Annotated in this window: 20 protein-coding genes; 15 read left to right on the forward strand and 5 right to left on the reverse strand. The window is 59.9% G+C overall.

What is annotated here, in order from left to right; all coding sequences use genetic code 11:
- Window positions 1-5: 5 nt before the first annotated feature.
- The 4 genes from DIE17_RS21520 to urtB are packed head-to-tail and all read right to left on the reverse strand — an operon-like array spanning window position 6 to window position 3,449.
- Complete coding sequence (locus tag DIE17_RS21520) at window positions 6-776, reverse strand: ABC transporter ATP-binding protein (RefSeq protein ID WP_124486348.1); 771 nt, start codon at window positions 774-776, stop codon at window positions 6-8.
- Window positions 763-1,497, reverse strand: coding sequence for an ABC transporter ATP-binding protein (locus DIE17_RS21525; RefSeq protein ID WP_124486349.1), 735 nt, complete (start codon window positions 1,495-1,497; stop codon window positions 763-765). Before DIE17_RS21525 ends, DIE17_RS21520 begins: the two co-directional genes overlap by 14 nt.
- Window positions 1,497-2,570 (reverse strand): branched-chain amino acid ABC transporter permease, encoded by a 1,074-nt coding sequence (locus tag DIE17_RS21530; protein ID WP_124486350.1) that lies wholly within the window; start codon window positions 2,568-2,570, stop codon window positions 1,497-1,499. The genes DIE17_RS21525 and DIE17_RS21530 overlap by 1 nt, the downstream gene beginning before the upstream one ends.
- Window positions 2,571-2,573: 3 nt before the next feature.
- Window positions 2,574-3,449 (reverse strand): urea ABC transporter permease subunit UrtB, encoded by an 876-nt coding sequence (gene urtB, locus DIE17_RS21535; RefSeq protein ID WP_124486351.1) that lies wholly within the window; start codon window positions 3,447-3,449, stop codon window positions 2,574-2,576.
- A 178-nt stretch (window positions 3,450-3,627) separates the two neighbouring features.
- On the opposite strand from urtB, the gene DIE17_RS21540 reads away from it, so the two are divergent.
- From DIE17_RS21540 to DIE17_RS21550, 3 genes are all read left to right on the forward strand, one after another.
- Window positions 3,628-3,978, forward strand: coding sequence for a helix-turn-helix domain-containing protein (locus tag DIE17_RS21540; RefSeq protein ID WP_124486352.1), 351 nt, complete (start codon window positions 3,628-3,630; stop codon window positions 3,976-3,978).
- 64 nt (window positions 3,979-4,042) lie between these two features.
- A complete protein-coding gene (locus DIE17_RS21545; RefSeq protein ID WP_124486353.1) occupies window positions 4,043-4,369 on the forward strand; it encodes a helix-turn-helix transcriptional regulator in 327 nt (108 codons plus the stop codon).
- Window positions 4,370-4,714: 345 nt separating this feature from the next.
- Complete coding sequence (locus DIE17_RS21550; RefSeq protein ID WP_311767599.1) at window positions 4,715-6,151, forward strand: amidase family protein; 1,437 nt, start codon at window positions 4,715-4,717, stop codon at window positions 6,149-6,151.
- A gap of 41 nt (window positions 6,152-6,192) precedes the next feature.
- Here the strand turns inward: DIE17_RS21550 and DIE17_RS21555 are convergent, their stop codons facing one another.
- Entirely contained in the window at window positions 6,193-7,029 is an 837-nt protein-coding gene (locus tag DIE17_RS21555; RefSeq protein ID WP_124486490.1) for a FadR/GntR family transcriptional regulator, read from the reverse strand.
- Window positions 7,030-7,260: 231 nt separating this feature from the next.
- Here DIE17_RS21555 and DIE17_RS21560 point away from each other — a divergent pair, with 231 nt between their 5' ends.
- The 12 genes from DIE17_RS21560 to DIE17_RS21615 all read left to right on the forward strand — a co-directional run bounded on the left by DIE17_RS21560 (window position 7,261) and on the right by DIE17_RS21615 (window position 19,377).
- Window positions 7,261-8,520 carry an acyl-CoA dehydrogenase family protein gene (locus DIE17_RS21560; RefSeq protein WP_124486354.1) on the forward strand — a complete coding sequence of 420 codons (1,260 nt, stop codon included), beginning with the start codon at window positions 7,261-7,263 and terminating at the stop codon, window positions 8,518-8,520.
- Between the two features lie 31 nt (window positions 8,521-8,551).
- Window positions 8,552-8,830 carry an acyl carrier protein gene (locus DIE17_RS21565; RefSeq protein ID WP_124486355.1) on the forward strand — a complete coding sequence of 93 codons (279 nt, stop codon included), beginning with the start codon at window positions 8,552-8,554 and terminating at the stop codon, window positions 8,828-8,830.
- Window positions 8,831-8,951: 121 nt separating this feature from the next.
- Entirely contained in the window at window positions 8,952-9,851 is a 900-nt protein-coding gene (locus DIE17_RS21570; protein ID WP_254601397.1) for a 3-oxoacyl-[acyl-carrier-protein] synthase III C-terminal domain-containing protein, read from the forward strand.
- Window positions 9,848-10,795: a 3-oxoacyl-[acyl-carrier-protein] synthase III C-terminal domain-containing protein gene (locus tag DIE17_RS21575; protein WP_124486357.1), complete on the forward strand. Its 948-nt coding sequence runs from the start codon at window positions 9,848-9,850 to the stop codon at window positions 10,793-10,795. Before DIE17_RS21570 ends, DIE17_RS21575 begins: the two co-directional genes overlap by 4 nt.
- 50 nt (window positions 10,796-10,845) lie before the next feature.
- Window positions 10,846-12,465, forward strand: a complete 1,620-nt coding sequence (locus tag DIE17_RS21580; protein ID WP_124486358.1) for an acyl-CoA ligase (AMP-forming), exosortase A system-associated — start codon at window positions 10,846-10,848, stop codon at window positions 12,463-12,465.
- The gene (locus tag DIE17_RS21585) at window positions 12,462-13,670 is read left to right on the forward strand and encodes a pyridoxal-dependent decarboxylase, exosortase A system-associated (protein ID WP_124486359.1); all 1,209 of its coding nucleotides are present in this window, start codon (window positions 12,462-12,464) and stop codon (window positions 13,668-13,670) included. The genes DIE17_RS21580 and DIE17_RS21585 overlap by 4 nt, the downstream gene beginning before the upstream one ends.
- A 28-nt stretch (window positions 13,671-13,698) precedes the next feature.
- Entirely contained in the window at window positions 13,699-14,808 is a 1,110-nt protein-coding gene (locus DIE17_RS21590; protein ID WP_124486360.1) for an acyl-CoA dehydrogenase family protein, read from the forward strand.
- A gap of 38 nt (window positions 14,809-14,846) precedes the next feature.
- Complete coding sequence (locus DIE17_RS21595; protein WP_254601396.1) at window positions 14,847-15,398, forward strand: GNAT family N-acetyltransferase; 552 nt, start codon at window positions 14,847-14,849, stop codon at window positions 15,396-15,398.
- An 8-nt stretch (window positions 15,399-15,406) separates the two neighbouring features.
- Window positions 15,407-16,435, forward strand: coding sequence for a 3-oxoacyl-ACP synthase (locus tag DIE17_RS21600; RefSeq protein WP_185633831.1), 1,029 nt, complete (start codon window positions 15,407-15,409; stop codon window positions 16,433-16,435).
- A complete protein-coding gene (locus DIE17_RS21605; RefSeq protein WP_124486363.1) occupies window positions 16,432-17,358 on the forward strand; it encodes a 3-oxoacyl-ACP synthase in 927 nt (308 codons plus the stop codon). The genes DIE17_RS21600 and DIE17_RS21605 overlap by 4 nt, the downstream gene beginning before the upstream one ends.
- A gap of 419 nt (window positions 17,359-17,777) precedes the next feature.
- Window positions 17,778-18,518 (forward strand): LuxR family transcriptional regulator, encoded by a 741-nt coding sequence (locus DIE17_RS21610; protein WP_260430300.1) that lies wholly within the window; start codon window positions 17,778-17,780, stop codon window positions 18,516-18,518.
- Between the two features lie 208 nt (window positions 18,519-18,726).
- Window positions 18,727-19,377 carry an acyl-homoserine-lactone synthase gene (locus DIE17_RS21615; RefSeq protein WP_174937186.1) on the forward strand — a complete coding sequence of 217 codons (651 nt, stop codon included), beginning with the start codon at window positions 18,727-18,729 and terminating at the stop codon, window positions 19,375-19,377.
- Window positions 19,378-19,440 lie beyond the last annotated feature (63 nt).

A 19,440-nucleotide genomic window follows, 5' to 3' on the forward strand; every position in this document is an offset into this window, starting at 1 on the left:
AGTCTTCATCGGGTGAGGTCCAGGTGGGAATGCATCGAATGTAGTGAAGAGATTGAAGACGTGTCAGACTCGGCGGCCGGCGACAGGTATTGTGCCAACGGATGGGCCCCCGCGGCACCGCTTCGCGGCTCGATGCGGCCGGCATGGGCAACTCGCCCGTTCTTGAGCACGATGCAGCGCTGCGCGCTGCGCAGCACAAGGTCAAGGTTCTGCTCGACCAGGAGCACGGCGAGCTGCGATCGGCGGCACAACGTTGGGATGACCTCGCCGATCAGCTCGACCAGATTCGGCTGCACGCCGTCGGACGGTTCATCCAGCAACAGCAGTTTCGGCCGACCGCACAGCGCGCGGGCAATCGCGAGCACCTGTTGCTCACCTCCGGACAGCGTGCCGCCGTGCTGCGAGAGTCGCGACTTGAGAATGGGGAAATATTCGAACACCTCGTCGAGAATCGCCCCACCACCCGCAGCCTGCGTGCCCATCATGAGGTTCTCGCGCACGGTCAACTTGGGAAAAATCCAGCGTCCCTGAGGAACCAATCCGATGCCGCGTCGGGCGATCGCATGGGTGCGCAAGCCGTTGAGGGATTGCCCCTGAAACCGCACGTCGCCTGTCACGCGTGGCAGCAAGCCCATGATCGCTTTGACCAGGGTCGTCTTGCCGACGCCATTACAGCCGAGCACGCCAACAACTTCGTTTGGCCCGACGTCGAGGTTGAGTTGATGCAGCACTGCAACGTCGCCATATCCGGCAGACAGATTCTCAATGTGTAGCATGACCCGCTCCCTGACCGAGATAGATGCGCCGGATTTCTTCATCGCGCGCGATGTCCGCATAGGAACCTCGTCGAACGATCTGGCCGCGGTGCATGACCCAGGTCTCGCACCGTAGCGCCTCGACAAAGCTCAGGTCGTGCTCGATCGCGAGTACCGCGCAGCGCTCGCGCAGACGGTGAATCAGGCATACGAGCCGCTGCGCATCGGCGACCGACAGGCCGGCGGCCGGCTCATCGAGCAAGAGCAACGCGGGTTGGCACATCATCGCCATGCCAATCTCCAGCCACTGGCGTTCACCATGCGGCAGGGTCATCGCACGTAAGTTGGCCTGGTCCGACAGTCCTATCTCGTCCAGAATGGCGTCCGGATCCGGCATCGGCGTGTCCCGGTACGAGGCAACACCGAGGCCCGCGACGACGAGGTTCTCGCGCACGCTCATTGAAAGAAAGGTGTTCGTGCCTTGAAACTTGCGAACCACGCCGCGTCGACAGAATCGGTGCATCGGCCGACCCGTCATACGCTCACCGGCGAGGTACAACTCTCCGGCCCCCGGCGCGATTGCGCCGGACAACAGCCCGACCAAAGTGCTCTTGCCAGCGCCGTTCGGGCCAATTACGCACAGCAGATCGCGTGAGCCAATCGACACGTCGACGTTGTCGACCGCATGAATGCCACCGAACGCGCGCTGCAACCCTTCACCCTTTATCAGCGGCGTATCCATTACCGGCCTCCTTCCACGCGTTCGGCACGACGTAAGGGGCTACGTCCCCGTCGAATTCGGTCGATCCGGCGTGCCCCCGCGATCAAGCCACCGAGTTGTACGCCGTTGGGCAGGAACAGCACGCAGCAGAGGAACAATGCGCCGAGCACGAGCGGCCATCCGTCGGTAGTTGCGCTCGATACCGTTTGCTTAAGCAACGTCAACCCGACGGCGGCGAGCACCGGACCACCGAGCGTGCCTTTACCGCCGATCGCCACCCATAGAATGACTTCGGTGGCCAGCACCGGCGAGAACACATCGGGCGCCACTACCCCCGAACAGGCAGCCATCAACGTTCCTGCGATTGCGGCAAGTCCAGCCGATGCGACGGACACCAGCAAAAGGTGCCCGGACGTGTGATAACCGCACGCCTTTGCCCGCCATTCGTTCGTCGCGATCGCGGTCAGGACTTTGCCGTACCGGCTGCGGCATACGAGCCAGGTCGCGACGAGCAGTACGGCAAGCACGGTCACGACCGTGTACCAGGACCCGCGCGCTCCGCTCAAATCGAGCGTGTGCCCGACCAGTGAGAAGGACAACCCCGGAATGCCGAGGAGACCCGTGTCACCGCCCGTGACCGACTGCCAGCTTGTCGCCAGTTGCTGGACGACAATCAGCACGGCCATGCTGATAATGGCGAAAAAGTGTAAGCGCACACCGGCAAACAACAGGAAATAGCCCAACACGGCCGCGACGACCACGGCACAGACCAGTCCCACGATCACTCCGACGGCGGGCGTCTGTCCATATTGCACGGTAGCGATTGCGAAACCGTACGCGCCGAGTCCGAAGAAGGTTGTATGTCCGAGCGTGAGTACGCCAGCCCTACCCCACAACAGGTCGTAGCTCAGTGCCAACAGTCCCATGATCAGCGCATCCCGCACGGTCGAAAGCGGATAACTGCCCAGGCAGAACGGCAAGATCAATGCGGCAGCAACAATCGCTGCGCCGATTGCCATCGGAGAGATGTCTTCGATACTGATCGCTGGTTGAAACAACCAGCGGCGCTTACTCGCAAGAAATTGTTGGAGCATGATTCAACCTTTACCGTGGAACTGATGAGCGGCGCTGAAACCGGGCAACAGGCCCTGCGGCCGAAAACGGATCAGAACGATGGACAGAATCAGCACAATCGCTGAGGCTAGGGACGGATCGACGCGATAGCTGAGCAGCGTTTCAGCTGTGCCGACGAAGGCGCTACCCAGCAGACTGCCGGCGATCGAACCGATACCGCCCAACACGATCACGAAGAACGCCTTGGCCAAATAGGCGACGCCAAGATGGGACTCCACCGATGTCATCGGCGCGACAAGGACGCCCGCCAGCGATGCGAGTGCGGCACCGCCACAGAACGCCAGCCGGTTCAGCCGCCGCGTGTCGATACCGACTGCCTCCGCCATCGCTGGGTGCTGGATCACAGCACGCAGCTGAATTCCGAAGCGTGTATAGGTGAATAGCAGCCAGCAACCGGTCGTCACCACCGCTGCAACGCCAATCACGAAGAGTCGATACGCCGGATAGCTGCCCCCCGGCACGGGAATCGCCCCCTCTAAGGGCGCGTACACCAGCATCGGATGTGTGCCGAAAACTAGTTCGAAGGCTTTCTGGACGATTAGGCTGATCGCGTATGTCGCGAGCAATGTGTCGAGCGGACGGTCGTAGAGCAACCGGATCACGAGCCGCTCAAGGAACCATCCGAACACCGCACCAACCACCGGCGCCACAAACAATGCGAGCCAGAACGCATGCGGCCCGCCCAACGATTGCGCCACTGCCAACGTGTAGGCCCCGATCGTCACCCACTCCGCGTGTGCGAGGTTCACGATGTCCATCAAACCGAAGATGATCGCGAGACCCAGCGCGATTAGCGCGAGGATGCTCACGTAGCTGAGGATGTTCAAGATTGTCGCCATCGTCCAAAGTCCGTCATGTCATGTCCGCCGCCAATCCTGTCCAACTCGAAAGCTGCGGAGTCCTCGTTTCACCAAGCAGAGAAGTCATCACTTCGCCGCCATCCAACTAAGGAATTCTTAGCTTTTAGACTAAGAAATACTTAGTAAAAATCCCACAATAAATAAAGAAACTCTTAGGATGCCTCGATCTTCATCGACATCCGCTGTTTTCCCCAAGCGCCTGAAACAGGCTCGCCTGCGCTCGGGCCTCACCCAGGAGCAACTTGGGATCGCAGCGGGAATCGACGAATTCTCCGCAAGCGCGCGCGTGAATCAATACGAAAGCGGAAAGCACACGCCCAAGCTGCAGATGGGGCAGCGGCTGGCCATTGCACTGCAGGTTCCGACAAGTTTCCTTTACGAAGAAGATGACCTTCTCGCAAGTATTCTCGCGACTGCGGCAAGGCTGTCTCGCGAAAAGAGAAAGGCCCTCCTCAAGAGCGCTGAAGCGTTGACGCAGACTATCCCCCTCACCTCCAAGACCAAGTAAATTTTAGTCGACAGACTAAGAGTTACTTAGCAAAAACTGCGCGCCTTTCCCGGACACTCTGTGCATGTCCAGCGATGCCACCTCTGCCTCCGTGTTTCCCAAGCGCCTGAAACAGGCTCGATTGCGCTCGGGCCTTACACAGGAACAGCTCGGCATCCAGGCTGGCATCGACGAATTTTCCGCCAGCGCCCGCGTTAACCAATACGAAAAGGGCAAACATACGCCCACGCTTCAAACCAGCCAACGTCTGGCGCGCGCGATGCTGGTCCCCACCAGCTTCCTCTATGAGGACGACGACCTGCTCGCAAACCTTCTTGCCATCGCCGGCCGACTGAGCAAGGAAAAGAAAAGAGCACTTGTTGCGAGCGCGGAAGCACTCGCGCAGGAATAGCGCTCAAAGTCGCCCCTCATCGGGCGCATCACAACACCCTCTGTGCCGGCAGCGACACCACACACCCTCCCAATACGCCCCGGTTCCCTCGAGCAAACGACGCGTCGCCGATTTCGGTGACTCGACACCTTGCGCCCCGAAATGCGCGGCATGTCACGGATTCTGCGTCTTCGCTGCGGATCACGCTGGCGCATCACCTATTTATTATCATAAATCTACGCTCACCACGGTCACTCGTCAACGTGCCCCGTCCAAGCGTTTACCCGGAATCTCCCCCGCTGACTGGATACCCCACAGCTTGACAAACTCGGCCGATCACGTCTACCGTTAATTTATGATAATTAATTGGAGAATGACATGGGAAGCGACTTATGCGGACTGACTGCGTGGGAACTTAGCGGGCTGTATGCGAACGGACGGACATCGCCCGTCGATGTGATGAAGACCACCTTGGAACGGATCCAGTCATTGGATCCGACGGTCAACGCATTCTGCCAAGTCGCCGATGAGGCTCTCGAATCGGCGCGGGCGTCCGAGGCGCGCTGGCAACGTGGCGCGCCCCTCAGCCAACTCGACGGCGTCCCGGTCAGCATCAAGGACAACATCGCCGTTGCCGGACTCCCCACGCGATACGGGTCGCGGGCGACGATGCCTGAAGCCGCCGCATCCGATAGTCCCAGCGTGGCGCGCCTACGTGAGGCGGGGGCAATCTGCTTTGGCAAAACGACTATGCCGGATTTCGCACACAAGATCGTCACCGACAGTCCCCTCACCGGCACCACGCGCAATCCATGGGACCGCTCGCGTACGCCGGGTGGCAGCAGCGGAGGTGCCGCCGTTGCCGTTGCGCTCGGAATGGGTGCAGTGGCCATCGGCACGGACGGTGGCGGATCCATTCGCATCCCAGCCTCCTTCACTGGCGTCTTCGGATTCAAGCCCAGTTTTGGGCGCGTGCCCCACGCACCTCGCGGCCCCTTCGGTCTGCTCAGTCATGTCGGACCGATGACACGTTGCGTTGAGGACGCCGCTCAGATCCTAACGATCATCAGCCGCCCGGACAGCCGCGACTGGTACGCTTTACCGTTCGAGGGAGCAGACTATGCGCGCGGGCTGTCATGCCTTCCCGTTCCGGGCGGTATTCGTATTGCGTGCAGTCCCACGCTCGGATTGCCTGTCATCGCCGAGGCTGCAATCCACGATGCTGTGGTACGAACTGCAGCGATGTTTCGCGAACTTGGTGCACTCGTTCACGTCGCCGATCCGCCTGGTGTCGCGCAATGCAATGCGGTCCACACAACACTTTGGCGCGCATGCTGCCGTCAGCTCACGGACGGTATGACCGACAGGTGGGCAGAACTCGACCCGTCGCTGCAGGCATACGCGCAAGCCGGCAACGGCATCTCGCGGGGTGAGCTATTGGGTGCACTGATCGAACGGGAAGAACTGGGCGCCGCCGTCAATGCGTTTTTCGAGCGACACGATCTCCTCATCTGCCCGGTGTATCCCGACGTGGCCCCCTCACTTACCGAAGCAAGTTCAAACGAAGCGTCGTTTCCGCATTTCACGGCTTGGTGCAATCAGCTGGGACTGCCGGCGGCAAGCCTCTATGCCGGGATGACTGCCACGCGCCTGCCCGTCGGCATCCAGATAGTAGGCGGTCGCCATGCCGATGCATTGGTGTTGTGGGCGAGCCATATGCTCGAACGCGCGTTTGGGCGCGCCCCGTTCGGCGAGCTGACACGCGAGCTCTCCGCCGCTGCGGCCGGAGCAACGCCTGCCTAACGAGCCAGGAGCCGAAGTGGACTGGATCTCGCCTACATGCTCTAGCCGGCGTCACGATCGGAACTCAGGTCCAACTCCGAGTCCAGCACCAGCTTCTGCTGCAGCGCGGCGTGCACTGTGCGCAGTTGCGCATATGCCTCGTCCATGTGCTCGGTCATGAGCGCCGCGACCGCTTCGGCATCCCGGCGTCGCGCGGCGTCCAATATCGCACGGTGCGCGGCAACCGTGTGCCGTCCAAATGCCTGATAGTCCTGCTGCGTCACGTTTCCCGCCACGATCACGAGCGTGTGCAGCATCTGGTTGATGATTTGGCACAGGCTACGCAGAAACGCATTCGGATGCGCGGCAGCTAATACATCGTGGAAGTGAATATCCTCGTGGCGCTGGTCAAGCGCCTCGGCGTGACGCGCTTCGAACGGCTCACAAACGGACACACTGCGCTCGAGCGCTTCAAAATCCGCGTCTGTTAGATGGGGGACCGCGCCCGCAGCCACCATGGGTTCCAGCGTGCGGCGCACCGCATAAATGTCCTCGAGCGTGACGCTCTCGAAAAAGAGATAGTTCTGCAGCGACTGGAATGCCCGGGCCAGCGGCACACGTGTGATCGTTGCCCCGCCATCCGGCCCGGTACTCAGGCTCACGAGCCCTTGTATCTCTAGGGCTTTGAGCGCGTCGCGCATCGAGCCTCGGCTGACATTGAACATTTGCTGAAGCTCAGCCTCCTTGTTCAAGCGTTTCCCTGGTCGCGCCTGCCCGTCGTTAATCCAACGCTTGATCTGCTCGGCCACTTGGTCGCCTCGCTTGATCGCGCGCGAGCCTCGTTTATCCGGCTGCGCCGGCGGCATCTTCTTTTCGGTTGTCGGTTTTCGCCCTGCCATATCGGTCATGTCCGTCGTTGGCCATTCACTGCTGTATCCCGGCGCCATTATCAGGCATCCGCGCCCGACACGGCCAGATTTCCGGCTCCATGCAAGCCTCCCTCCCAACGTTGGGAGTAGCCGGGATAGTGCCCAAGACCTACGCTGCAATCCGAACGCCATGCGTCGAGTACCGATCACATCCGTGCATGTCGGTCACTCGATATTGGTTGCCATCAGGAGAAATCCCTCATGTCAGAGTCGGTGAAGTCGTCTCAGGTGCAATCCACGCTTGCGACAATCCGGGCCAACCTCTCGGCCGACGGGCTGGAACTGGATCAGCTTGCAGCACGCATGCGTTTGCACGGCCCCGAAGCCGACCGGACACGGCAGATTCCAGATGCAGTTTTTGCACCCTTGGACGTACCTGCGCTGAACTTGAATCTCGTTCCAGCCGCATACGGCGGTTGCATGGACGTGCAATCACTGATGTCGCGCACCACACTGATGGAATATCTCGGGTACGCCGACGCGGCGCTAGCGCTCGCTCTGCCCGGCCCTGGCCTCGCAATGCCGCCCGTCCTCGCACTCGGCAGCGGCGAGCAACAGACCCACTTTTTCAAACGATTTCGCAGTGACACACCGCGCTGGGGTGCGTTTGCTATTACGGAGCCCGACTGCGGCTCTGATGCGACCGCGATGCGGACCACCGCTCGCAAGACGGCACGCGGCTGGGTACTGAACGGTACCAAGTGCTTCATCACCAACGGCGCACGCGCGGACGACGTGATCACGTTCGCCACCATCAATCGGCACGCTGGTCGCTTCGGCGTTCGAGCGTTCCACGTCGATCGCAATATCCCGGGCTTCTCCATCGATCGCGTCGAGCAAATGGTGGGGCTGCGCGCCAGTCAGCTCGCAGTTCTCTCCTACAACGACTGTGAAGTACCTGACGACGCGCTCCTCAGACGCGGTGACGAAAAAACCCTCGACGACGCGTTTTCGGGCGCACAACACGCATGGGACTACTTCCGCCCGCTACTGTCCGCGGTCATGGTCGGCGCATGTCGACGAGTACGCGACGATCTCGTGGCCTACTTCGAAGCAGGCGGACATCCTGTGAATCAACGCCAGCGCACTGCCGATGTGAACGGAGCTCTGCTCGATATCGATCGGCAAATCACTACAGCCCAGTTGCTCTGCCGACATGCGGCGTGGAAAAACGATCAAGGAATGGCCACTTCGGTGGATGCGTCGATGGCCAAGGCGTATGCGTCTCAGGTAGCCGCCCACATCACCCGAGCGGCGATCGATTTCGCCGGCCTTGACGGTATCGCTGCCTTTCCGTCGCTCGAGCAAAGCTATCGCGATGCAAAAGCCTTCGACATCATGGAAGGCACCGGAGACCTGCAGCGGCTCATGATTGCTCGCTCCGCACTACGCTCGGCATCTCTTCCCTGGGAGGCCATCCCTTCCGCGTCGCACCGCTCTACAGAAGCGCACCCATCCTGACCCCGTCCGAAATTCGCACTGGAGATCGTTCATGGCAACCCACCCCGCCTCTCCCAGCTCCGCCAGCGTGTCCGAGACAGTAAAAGCCTGCTTGCTATCGGTACTTGGCAGCACCCTAAGCACCGATCTCATCGTAGATGACACCAATCTCTTCGATGTCGGCGTGGACTCGATGAATATGACGGACTTGCTGCTGCAACTCGAGCAGCGCTTTGGCTTCACGCTGGCGCCCGAAGATCTATCCGCCGATCTGTTCCTGCGCTTCGGCAATCTCGTCTCGTTCGTCGAATCCCATGCGTCCCTCGACTGACTTCACTGGCGCCGAACCGCGCATTGTCGCCACGGCACGATATATCCCACAGCACGATGTCCCGGCCGATGCACGTATCGAACCATTCATGGTTTCGGGTGGGTCCGCACGAGAGGACGTGATGCAAGCAGTGTATGCCGATACGCTGCGGTGGCGCGACAGTGGTGCCCCATTCGGCGTGGCCGGTATTCCGTTGCCGCAAGCATCACGAGCTACTGATAACCGGGTCGCTGTGGAACCCGACCAGACATTGTCCGACATGGCACTTGCTACCGTGCGAACGCTGCTTGATTCGTCGTCTCATATCGATGCGTCCACCCCCGATCAAATCATCGTATGCACAACGAGCTTCGAGCATGATCTGGCATTGTCGTGTGCCTGCCGTCTCCACAGCGAACTTGGATCAAGCCGAGCACCGTTGGCGGTTGGCCAGCTTCAAGGCGTGTCGTTCCTGATGGCGTTGGATATCGCCGTGGCGATGATGGCGGCTGACATCCGACTGAATACCGTCGCGATTGTCGCCGCGGAACGCTGGCGCCGGCCGTTCTCACGTCGGATCGGTGCACTGATCGACATGAGTGACGGGGCCGCTGCCGTACTGATCGCGAAACACCCCGGCCCCGGATGGTGCGTGAGAGGGCTCACCGTACGGACACCGGGAATCCCACCTCTCGCAAGTGAGCGCGAACCCGCCTACCTATCGACGCTCGCGGACGTCATTAGCGAGACGTGTGCAATCGCAGGTGTGCAACCTGCCAATGTCGACTGGGTACTTCCGGCGCCAATCGATACTCGACTGGCTCACGAAACCAATACACGTTGCGGACTGCGGCCCGAACGGGTCTGCCACATACGTATGGACGCGTCCGGTCATTTCTGCGCCGCCGACACGCCTGCACGGCTCGACGCGCTGCTGCGGTCGATCGACCCTAGCGAGGGACAACATGCCCTCGTTTGGTCCACCGGCTTCCAAGGGCAGGCCGGCTGCTCTCTCCTTGAATTTCGCGGAGGTGGATCATGATTGCGTCGCAAGAAAATAGCTCCCTTGCGCTGTCTGGCATCGCATTCAGTCTGCCGGATCGAACCGTGGATGCACATCGCTGGGCGGAGCGATGTGGCCAGCCGTCGACGCGTGCGCGTGCACTGATCGAAAACGGTGTAACGCAGTTCCACGACGCGGCCGGCGAATCCCCCGTGACGCTTGCCGTCGACGCCATATCGTCCCTGCTGCGCGATACCAGAACGGCGCCTGAAACAATAGATGCGTTCGTGTACACGCACACGATTCAGACCAGCGTTATCGCGCCCCCAGCAAGTACTGCCCAACAGATTCAGTCCCAAACAGATCTAAACCGTGCGCTGGCATTTTCAGTCACGCAGCAGCACTGCGTCTCGCCAATGGCCGCGATCCGTGTATTGCAGGCGCTCGCCATGCGACGGCCCTCCATCCGGCACGCGATTGTGGTCTGCGCCGATGTGATCGGATCTCACTGCGACCGACTGCGAGCAATCCAGGATCTTGCCCTCCATAGCGACGGTGCCTGTGCGCTATTGCTCGAACGAGACGGTCATCGAAACGCCATTGCGGGCCTGCACGTGTACACAGACGGACGATCCTTCCGCGGCACCGACGAAGATCTGCAGCCGGTTCCCGACGATCGGTACTACTGGTCTGCATTCACCACCATGCGGGCCGCCATCCAACAAGCAGGCATTACGACACGCGAGATCACGCATGTACTGCCTCATCACGCGAATCTGCCGGGCTGGTCCAGGCTGATGGCAATGCTAGCCATCCCTCATGAGCGCCTTTTCACGGCGAACTTCGCGCCAGTCGGCCACGTCTTTGGCGCCGATCCCTTCATCAACTTCCAGACCTGTTCGAACCGGGAACCGGGTGGTTGGTCGCTGCTGTTTTCGTGTGGTCTCGCTGGCTGCTTCGGTGCCATGGTGGTCCGCCACTGATCACCTGAACGATTTCCTTACAACGCTCGACATTCGATCCGGATACCATCATGAGAAACGTCCTCGACCTCGTGCAAGCCGCTGCAATCCGCACACCAGACGCGGAAGCTCTCGTCTGCGGTTCCGCCCGAGTAACCTATCAGGACCTGATTCACCGCGCGCGAGGCATGGGCAATGCACTCTACGCGCTTGGACTCACGGCCGGCGCGCGCATTGCGATCTATCTGGACAAACGTGTCGAAACCGTCGTGTCGATGCTTGGTGCAGCTGCCGCGCAATGCGTGTTCGTTCCGATCAATCCGCTCCTCAAACCCCAACAGGTCGCTCACATCCTGCTCGACTCCGGTGCCGATTGCCTGATTACCAGCGCGCTGCGCGCGCGGATCCTTGACGAACATGGTCTTACCGGCGTTTCCAACACAATTATCGTAGACGATGCCGGCTCCGCGAGCCGACATCTCCGAACAACAACCCACGTTCAAAGCTGGCCCGAGTCCGCAAGCGGAAATCGCACGGAACGGGATAGTGAAAAGCCACTGCACTCACCGGCATGGGCCAATGTCGACACTGATCTGGCCGCCATCCTGTACACGTCAGGCTCGACCGGACTGCCAAAAGGTGTGATGCTAAGCCACCGAAACCTGCTCGAGGGTGCCTGGAGCGTTGCCCATTATCTGAACCACGCCTCATCCGATCGAATCCTCGCCGCCCTGCCGCTCAGTTTCGATGCTGGCCTGAGTCAGCTCACATCCACCTGGGCCATGGGGGCCACTGCGGTGCTCATCAATTATCTTGCGCCGCAAGATGTCATTGATGCCTGCGCGAGCGAACGTATTACAGCAATCACAGGCGTGCCGCCCTTATGGATGCAACTGGTTCGTGCGGCTTGGCCCGAAACGGCACGCCAGACATTGCGCTACTTCGCGAATACCGGCGGCAGGCTTCCGGCGCCTGTCTTGCAGCAACTCAGGGCATTGTTTCCGCAGGCCAAACCCTATTTGATGTATGGCCTGACCGAGGCATTTCGCTCAACTTTTCTCGATCCCTCAGAGGTGGACCACCGCCCCGATTCAATCGGAAAAGCCGTCCCTAACGCCCGGATTCTGGTCGTGCGCGATGACGGCTCGCCTTGTGGACCCGACGAAACCGGAGAACTGGTCCATATCGGAGCCTGCGTCACGCTCGGTTACTGGAACGACGCGACGCGCACAGCCCAGCGCTATCGACCTTCGCCCGAACTGAAACCGGGCGGCGCACCACGAGATCGTGCGGTCTGGTCAGGTGATCTGGTACGGAGAGATGCAGAAGGATTCCTGTACTTCGTCGCGCGCAACGACGCGCAAATCAAGAGCTCCGGTTACCGCATCAGCCCTGAAGAGATCGAAGAAGTCGTTCATGACAGTGGCCTTGTCACGGAAGCGGTTGCCTTCGGCATCGCTGACGATGAACTCGGAGAAGCCGTCGTCTTGTTGGTCGTGCCGGCCGCCACGGGCTTCGATGCTCAAACGCTTCAGATCTGGTGTGCGGAGCATCTGCCGCGCTACATGGTGCCGCATCGCATCATGGTTCGCGAGACGGTTCCACGCAACCCCAACGGGAAATTCGATCGGGCCGTATTGCGCGCCGCCTTCTCGAGCCCTGACGCCGCCTCCGAAGTGAGGCAGTCGTGAACGGGCTGTTTGGGGAGCACAACGGCGTCCTCACCGTCGGCGGCGTCGAGATCAATCGCTTGGCCGACCGCGCAGGGCGCACACCGTTCTTCGCCTATGATCGCGCAACGCTCGACGAGCGAGTATGCACGCTGCGCGATACGCTGCCAGCCGGTATCGACCTACATTACTCGATCAAGGCCAACCCGATGGCCGCGGTCGTCCATCACCTCGCGCCACAGATGGACGGGTTCGACGTGGCATCGGCTAACGAGATGGCACTTGCGCTAAATGCGGGCATGCCCGCAGAACTGATTGGCTTCGCCGGCCCAGGCAAGAGCCGCGACGACTTGCGTCGCGCCGTCGCGAGCGGTGTCAACATTCACCTCGAATCGGTCACCCAGTTGCACCTCGTGACAGCACTCGGCTGGGAGCTGGGTGTGCAGCCGAAGGTCGCCATACGAGTCAACCCGGACTTTCACGTCGATCACAGCGGCATGCGCATGGGTGGCGGGGCCACCCCTTTTGGGCTCGATGCGGAGCAGGTGCCCGAGCTACTGCGCGAGCTTGATGCTAGAGAAGTGACGTTGGCCGGTTTTCACATTTTTTGGGGATCCCAGTGTCTGCACGCCCCGACCGTCATCGAGGCTCACCGGAAAAGCGCAGATCTCGTCGTGAGATTGGCCGCTGGCCTGTCGCTCGCTCCGCAATACGTGAACTTCGGAGGCGGTTTCGGCATCCCCTATTTCGCGGGGGAAACACCACTTGACCTCGCTGCGGTCGCCGATGCCATGCACGATTGGCTCGGCGTATTCCGCGATCGTTTGCCGAACACACGCACGACCCTGGAACTTGGACGATACCTGGTCGGAGAAGCCGGCATCTATGTGTGCCGCGTCATCGATCGCAAGGTATCCCGAGACCGAACGTTCCTGATCACCGATGGCGGCCTGCACCACCACCTGGCTGCATCCGGGAACTTCGGGCAGATCCTGCGCCGCAATTTTCCGGTCGCGATCGGGAATCTCCAGACACAAGCCCCTACGGAGCGTTGCCACATCGTTGGATGCCTATGCACGCCGCTCGACCGGATCGCCGATGACGTGCTGCTTCCCAAGGCTCACATTGGGGACTTTGTGGTCGTCTTCCAGTCGGGTGCGTATGGACGCTCGGCCAGCCCTGGGGACTTTCTCGGCCACCCGAATGCGATCGAGATGCTCGTCTGACCACCCTCGTTCTTTGTGGAGGATTGTGATGTTCTCCCCTGATTCCTTCCCGTCGGGGCCGGCCCCGGCGCCGTGGGCACTGACCGATGATCAACTCAACCTCTATATCGCGAGCCAACGCTTCGCGCGCGACCGACTGGAGCCGTTGCTTACCGGTTCACCCAGCGTAGCAGCATGGCAAGAAACCGTCAGACTCGCAACCGCAACACTTGATCTTGGAGCAATGGTCCTACCCGAGGAACACGGCGGCCTGGGAATCGACCGTCACGGTCTAGCACTTGTTGTCGAAGCGCTCGCCGCTGGACCGCTTGAGCGTGCATTGGAGTTGACGCTGACCGCACCCGCGCTCATGGTGCTCCGGACGCACAATGCGCTCGGTCCGGTTTTGGCTCGGCCTGTTCAGGCGTATTTCGATGGCACAACAGCGATCGCGCTGTCCGTGCCCGGCATCGACAACGCAACAATATGGCAACTTGGTCCACTGGGCAGCGCGATGACCCTCACCATGCGAATAGATGACAAGCGACGCCTCCTCCTCACCGAGCGTCCGCGTCATCAGCGATCTTCGAGATCGACAGACATCGCCACGCTCGGCGCCCTCGTGTTGGAGCAATTGCATTCTGACGAGGCCGTGGCCGAAACGCCGCTCGCCGTGATTGCGCGAGCCGACTGCGATAGCACTCCTCCCGCGCAAACGTACCTGACGGAAATCGGCCTCTATCTCGCTGCGCTCTCGACGGGCGCCATGCAACATAGCATCCGGTTCGCGTTCAATTACGCGGCGACTCGGCAAGCGTTCCGAAAGCCGTTGGCAAACCATCAACTCGTCGCGGCGCGATTATCCGACATGCTGATCGCCGCCCATGGCACCCATCTTTTTTTGCAAGCGATCAGTGCAGCCCGCCCGTCGGCGCCAGTCGCGCTGGTCCGTCAGTTACTGCGACACGCCGCGGCCGAGTCGGTCAACGTCAGTCGTGAATTCGTGCAGCTTTGCGGCGGCCACGGTTATGTTGAAGGCCTCCCGCCGGCAGCCCGCTTCCAGACCAGCCATTGGTTTGCCCAACTCCTGCTGCGCGTCGATACAGCGCTCGGCTGGCTCTCGGAGCCGCGGGACGCGAATGAGGAGGTCGACGTATGAATGGCTGTGCCCCTACGGATGGCACGCTTCAGCCCTCAATGGACAACGCTGCATCACATGCAACGTCCGCCAATTGCTGGTTACGCGAACCAGGGCCGAATGACATCGACGACATCGTCGCCTGGCTCGCCCAGCCGACCATCAGTCGGTGGTTCGACTTCGGGCTCGGCCGCCAAGCCCTGCCCGCATTGGCGGTGCAAGCGATGGTCCATAGCAGACAGCATCGAATACGCGTGTTCGGTTCGGTTGGCTATGCAGTGCCGAGCGGTGTGGTCGCCGTCAGTGACGTCACGCATCGCTTCGCGACGGGCTCATTCTGGATCCTTCGCGATCGGTTGCGGCCAATCTGCGTCAATATGGCTTACAACGCCGCGACATACCTCCTTCATGAAGCGTTCGCCCGTGATCGGCTGCGGTGCATCACAGCATGGGCTGTCGAATGCAATGTTCCGTCGCAACGTCTACTCGCGCGCTTGGGTTTTCGTCTGATCGGACTGCAACGAGACTGTCATCTCGTCGATGGCACGCGCGTCGGGCGGCTCCTTTATGACCTGCTGCCCGAGGACCACGCGCTACCACGGGCACCATGAATACCCCCATGATCACGGCACTTGCCAGCTATGTGCCGAGCACAGCCGCAGTACCTCGTGGGTGCGAAATCGAGCCGACGCGTGGTGCTTCGATACGGTCCGGTTGGCACGCTTGGGTCGCGTCGTGGCAAGCCGATTACGCGCCCCACCCCACAAAGAAAGCGGCTGCAACCAGAAGCGCTGCAGTCAACGCAGCGGCGGACGAAACTCGTTGTGTGCCTGTTGAGCGCGATACCGATCTATCCGGGCTCGCCGCCAAAGTAGCGCAGACAATATGTGCAGCGCGACCAGCCAATGCAGCGCCGATCGATATTGCAATGTTCTGCCACAGTAGCCTCAACGAGCATGTATCCACAACGACTGCTGGACGCTTGCGCGCAGTAATCGGCGCGCCCTGCTTCCCGTTCGCCGTCTCCCAACAGCAGGGAGCCTCCACGTTCACGGCGCTGCAGCTGGCCAGCGATCTGCTGATTGCTGAGCCCGAAATCCACACCATCTTGATCGTCGCTGCAGAAAAATGGTGTGCGCCGTTTTCGCGACGGACCGATCAGGGAACTGTGCAGGGCGACGCGGCCGGTGCCATCATGGTGGAGCGCTCCGGACCCGCGTCTTGCGGACTGAAGGTGATCGACGCGCGCGCCAGCCGCCTCCACCGGCTCGCGACACCCGCCCCGCTCTCGAGCCAAGATATCCGCACAGATTGGGTTCCGGCGCTGCGATCGACGATCGACACGATACTGCTCCGACACGAGCTTGAACCGAACGATGTTGGCACCGTCGTAGGAGCAGGAATAGATCCGCAACTTGATGAAGCTATTTGCCGACATCTCAGTCGCCGTCTCATTGAATTTTCCGACCACCGCCACGCCTATCTAGGCGCAGCCGAACCTATCGTGCAGCTCGCCGATGTACTCGAATCTCACGACCTGCCAGTGTGCGAGCGAATCCTGACGTGGGGCGTCGGCCTAGGCGGCTTCGTCGGTTGCGCATTGTTCGAATCACATGGCAGGCCGCTCGTATATCTCAACCCGCCATGAGCGTATCCATCGGGATTGTCCATACCGCTTACTACCTACCTGAGCCGGTCGATGACGTTCGCAGCTGGGGCCAACGAACGAAACAGTCCGCCGAGACCATCAAACGCCTCGAAGAAGCGGGGGTGCGCGCCTTCTACGACGCTCGGGGACACACTGCGCTCTCGCTAGCCACTAACGCCATCAAATCGCTCATTCATGCGACCCAGCTTGCGCCCGACACGATCGACTTTCTTGTCTACGTTCATACGCTTCAAGGCAGCGTCGCCCCACCGCCGCTGTCCTTGCCACGCCTGCTATGCGAACACTTTAATTTCGAGCAGGCGGAGGCATTCTCGTTTGCGCAACAGCATTGCGCCTCATCACTGGGTGCGCTACGGATCATTCGCGCGATCTTTGCCGCCCGTCCGGCCATCAACCGCGCCCTGCTGGTCGGCGCCGACGTCATGCCCCTCGCAAGCGACCGGTCAATAGCCGGGGCCGGATTGCTCAGCGACGGCGCATGTGCTGTGCTCGTCGAACGCGATGCTTCTGTCAATCGATTGATCTCGCTGGCGTTTCACGCGAGCGGAGAAGGTTGGCGCGGCACACTGGAAGAAGATGAATCGCGTTTCGCAGCTCAGTACTTCTTTGCGGCGCGTCGACTCGCGACGCAAGTCAGCGCCGAAGCAAATGTGCCACCGGCAGAGATTCAGCGCATCTTGCCTTCCCATCTGGATCTGCCAACCTGGCGCCGAATTGTTGCATCGCTTGGTCTTCCAGCACGATGCCTGTTTACTGACAACTTCGCCCGCATCGCACATGTGACGGTCAGCGATCCATTCATCAATCTCGTCGACTGCGACGATCTGATTCCCGGTAAGCCTTTCCTACTATGCGCCCGAGGAGTGGGAGGATTTTCCGCAGCGGCGCTCTTCATTCGCTAACAGGATCGTTGAATTCAGGAAATTTCGCCGATGGCGCGGCACGTGATCGCAAAATACATCGCAATATCGTTCCTGTTCCGGACAGTGACTTTAAAAATAAATCACGTATTAAACTATTACAATCTATTGGATGACGTTCTGATCCCATCCATTAGACTCCACACTAGCTACGCGCCCAACGTCCATCACGACGCAACTTCCGGCGTCCGCCATAGCATAGCGGGTGCGCGGGCATTCAGCGCCTCACTACCATACTGTTTGTCCGAGTCGCCACCACCGACCCGACGCCCTGCTCCAGAATTTTTCTCAAATACCACTAGGCAATAAGCGAGGTATAAGTCATGAGAACACGATTTCGGCACCGCACACACAAAAAAGCATCCAAGCCACCACCGTGGAATGTCACATTAGCCACTCGAATGGCGTCCATTCTGTCCCTCTTTACCGATGCAAAGGATATTTCCTCGCTTTCTGACTTACTTGGCAATGCGGTGCTTCCATTGGGTTTTCCATGTTACGCCGTCACCCGGATCTCCCTGACTTGCATTCGCTCTCGACCCAGCATGTCTATGGAGGCAATTTGCTCGCATTATCCCAATAACTGGGTGCAGCACTATCTACAGCACGACTACGGCCTTGTCGATCCCGTACATCGAGCGGCTTTTACTTCTTCGGGACCTTATCACTGGGGTGATATTACCGACTTGAACCACGCTGAGCGACATGTGCTCGTGGAAGCATGCGACGCCGGACTCAAAAATGGGCTTAGCATTCCAATTCGTGAGGTTGGCGGCAGTGTTTTGCTCATCAATCTATCAGGCCGGTCATCCCGTATCAATGCAGAGACGAGCCGGCAGCTCGCGAGCGTAATCAGCACTCTATTTCATTTGGAGCTGGATCGGTTCGCCCCTCCCCACCCGAAGGTACTCGTTGAGCTATCTCCACGTCAGCGTGAGTGCCTTACATGGGTCGCACAAGGAAAAACATCGCCGGACATCTCCCTGATCCTCGGAGTATCCCGCCATACAGTCGAATACCATATCGCTGAAGCAATGAAGGTCCTGAACGTAAATAGCAGAATAGCAGCTGCCGTCATTGCCGCCCATTACGGCCTGCTTGATTATCCCGTTATTTCAGACAAAGAATTTCCCGAAGAATGAGCAGGCATGCTACCGGTATGACTTAACCATGCCCACAGATCTCTCAAATCCCATATATTGAATAATTCTGGACAAGCTGGAGATCTTCAATCTTGCACTGATAATACGCGGCCAATATTCATTTTTGCCTCCCCCCCTACCTAACTAGTTCCAGCTTTTGTTTCGACTTGATACGGTAGCGCCCATCACTAAACGATGGGGAACACAAATGCCACTCATTATCGCCGGCAGATTGATCGACTTGCCACTTGAGCTTCGTGAAAGACTTGGCACGTTCCGATATGACGTTTTCGTCCGCCGCCTCGGCTGGCCATTGCCCGACATTAAGGAAAATGAAACCATCGAGTGGGATCACTTCGATGGCGAAAACACCGTTCAGATTGTTGCACTCACATCCGAACGACAGATATGTGGTTGCGCACGCCTAATGCCAACTACCTCTCCGTACCTGCTCCGAGAACTGCTTCCTCGATCGTCGAACCTCGACCTTCCCTCCTCACCCACCATATGGGAGCTATCACGGTTCTCCGGCTCGGACATGCAACTCTTTCCCTATGTCATGGCCGTCGCTGCATCACTCGGCGCGAATCGCATCATCGGTGTCGTCACCCACGCCATTGCACGACTGTACCGCCGCTTTGGCCTTGATCTGCAATATTTTGGACCGCACCAGGACACAGCTACCGCTCCGTTCCTGACCTGTGCGATTGATCTCACCCCCGCCACGTTCGCCAGCCTTGGAGCCAACCTCGACAACCTCCGATCATCAATCACATGGCATCAGTCGCTCACACCGAATGTTCCGGGCTCGCCGGGGAGGCGGCCATGCGCTAGTCGTTGCTCAACAGACATGCGATAGCCGTTCTTCCCGGCAGGGGCCGTCGCGCTCCGCCGAGATTGGCACTCGGCAGCCAAGGCCACG

This window comes from Burkholderia sp. Bp9099, from assembly GCF_003857805.1.
GTDB lineage: Bacteria > Pseudomonadota > Gammaproteobacteria > Burkholderiales > Burkholderiaceae > Burkholderia.

Coding starts and splice junctions, on each gene's coding strand:
- DIE17_RS21605 (WP_124486363.1), top strand. CDS start 16,432: ATGAGCGTATCCATCGGGATTGTCCATACCGCTTACTACCTACCTGAG.
- DIE17_RS21555 (WP_124486490.1), bottom strand. CDS start 7,029: ATGGCAGGGCGAAAACCGACAACCGAAAAGAAGATGCCGCCGGCGCAG.
- DIE17_RS21615 (WP_174937186.1), top strand. CDS start 18,727: ATGCCACTCATTATCGCCGGCAGATTGATCGACTTGCCACTTGAGCTT.
- DIE17_RS21595 (WP_254601396.1), top strand. CDS start 14,847: ATGGACAACGCTGCATCACATGCAACGTCCGCCAATTGCTGGTTACGC.
- DIE17_RS21570 (WP_254601397.1), top strand. CDS start 8,952: ATGCAAGCAGTGTATGCCGATACGCTGCGGTGGCGCGACAGTGGTGCC.
- DIE17_RS21590 (WP_124486360.1), top strand. CDS start 13,699: ATGTTCTCCCCTGATTCCTTCCCGTCGGGGCCGGCCCCGGCGCCGTGG.
- DIE17_RS21565 (WP_124486355.1), top strand. CDS start 8,552: ATGGCAACCCACCCCGCCTCTCCCAGCTCCGCCAGCGTGTCCGAGACA.
- urtB (WP_124486351.1), bottom strand. CDS start 3,449: ATGGCGACAATCTTGAACATCCTCAGCTACGTGAGCATCCTCGCGCTA.
- DIE17_RS21530 (WP_124486350.1), bottom strand. CDS start 2,570: ATGCTCCAACAATTTCTTGCGAGTAAGCGCCGCTGGTTGTTTCAACCA.
- DIE17_RS21540 (WP_124486352.1), top strand. CDS start 3,628: ATGCCTCGATCTTCATCGACATCCGCTGTTTTCCCCAAGCGCCTGAAA.
- DIE17_RS21610 (WP_260430300.1), top strand. CDS start 17,778: ATGGCGTCCATTCTGTCCCTCTTTACCGATGCAAAGGATATTTCCTCG.
- DIE17_RS21580 (WP_124486358.1), top strand. CDS start 10,846: ATGAGAAACGTCCTCGACCTCGTGCAAGCCGCTGCAATCCGCACACCA.
- DIE17_RS21525 (WP_124486349.1), bottom strand. CDS start 1,497: ATGGATACGCCGCTGATAAAGGGTGAAGGGTTGCAGCGCGCGTTCGGT.
- DIE17_RS21600 (WP_185633831.1), top strand. CDS start 15,407: ATGATCACGGCACTTGCCAGCTATGTGCCGAGCACAGCCGCAGTACCT.
- DIE17_RS21545 (WP_124486353.1), top strand. CDS start 4,043: ATGTCCAGCGATGCCACCTCTGCCTCCGTGTTTCCCAAGCGCCTGAAA.
- DIE17_RS21575 (WP_124486357.1), top strand. CDS start 9,848: ATGATTGCGTCGCAAGAAAATAGCTCCCTTGCGCTGTCTGGCATCGCA.
- DIE17_RS21520 (WP_124486348.1), bottom strand. CDS start 776: ATGCTACACATTGAGAATCTGTCTGCCGGATATGGCGACGTTGCAGTG.
- DIE17_RS21560 (WP_124486354.1), top strand. CDS start 7,261: ATGTCAGAGTCGGTGAAGTCGTCTCAGGTGCAATCCACGCTTGCGACA.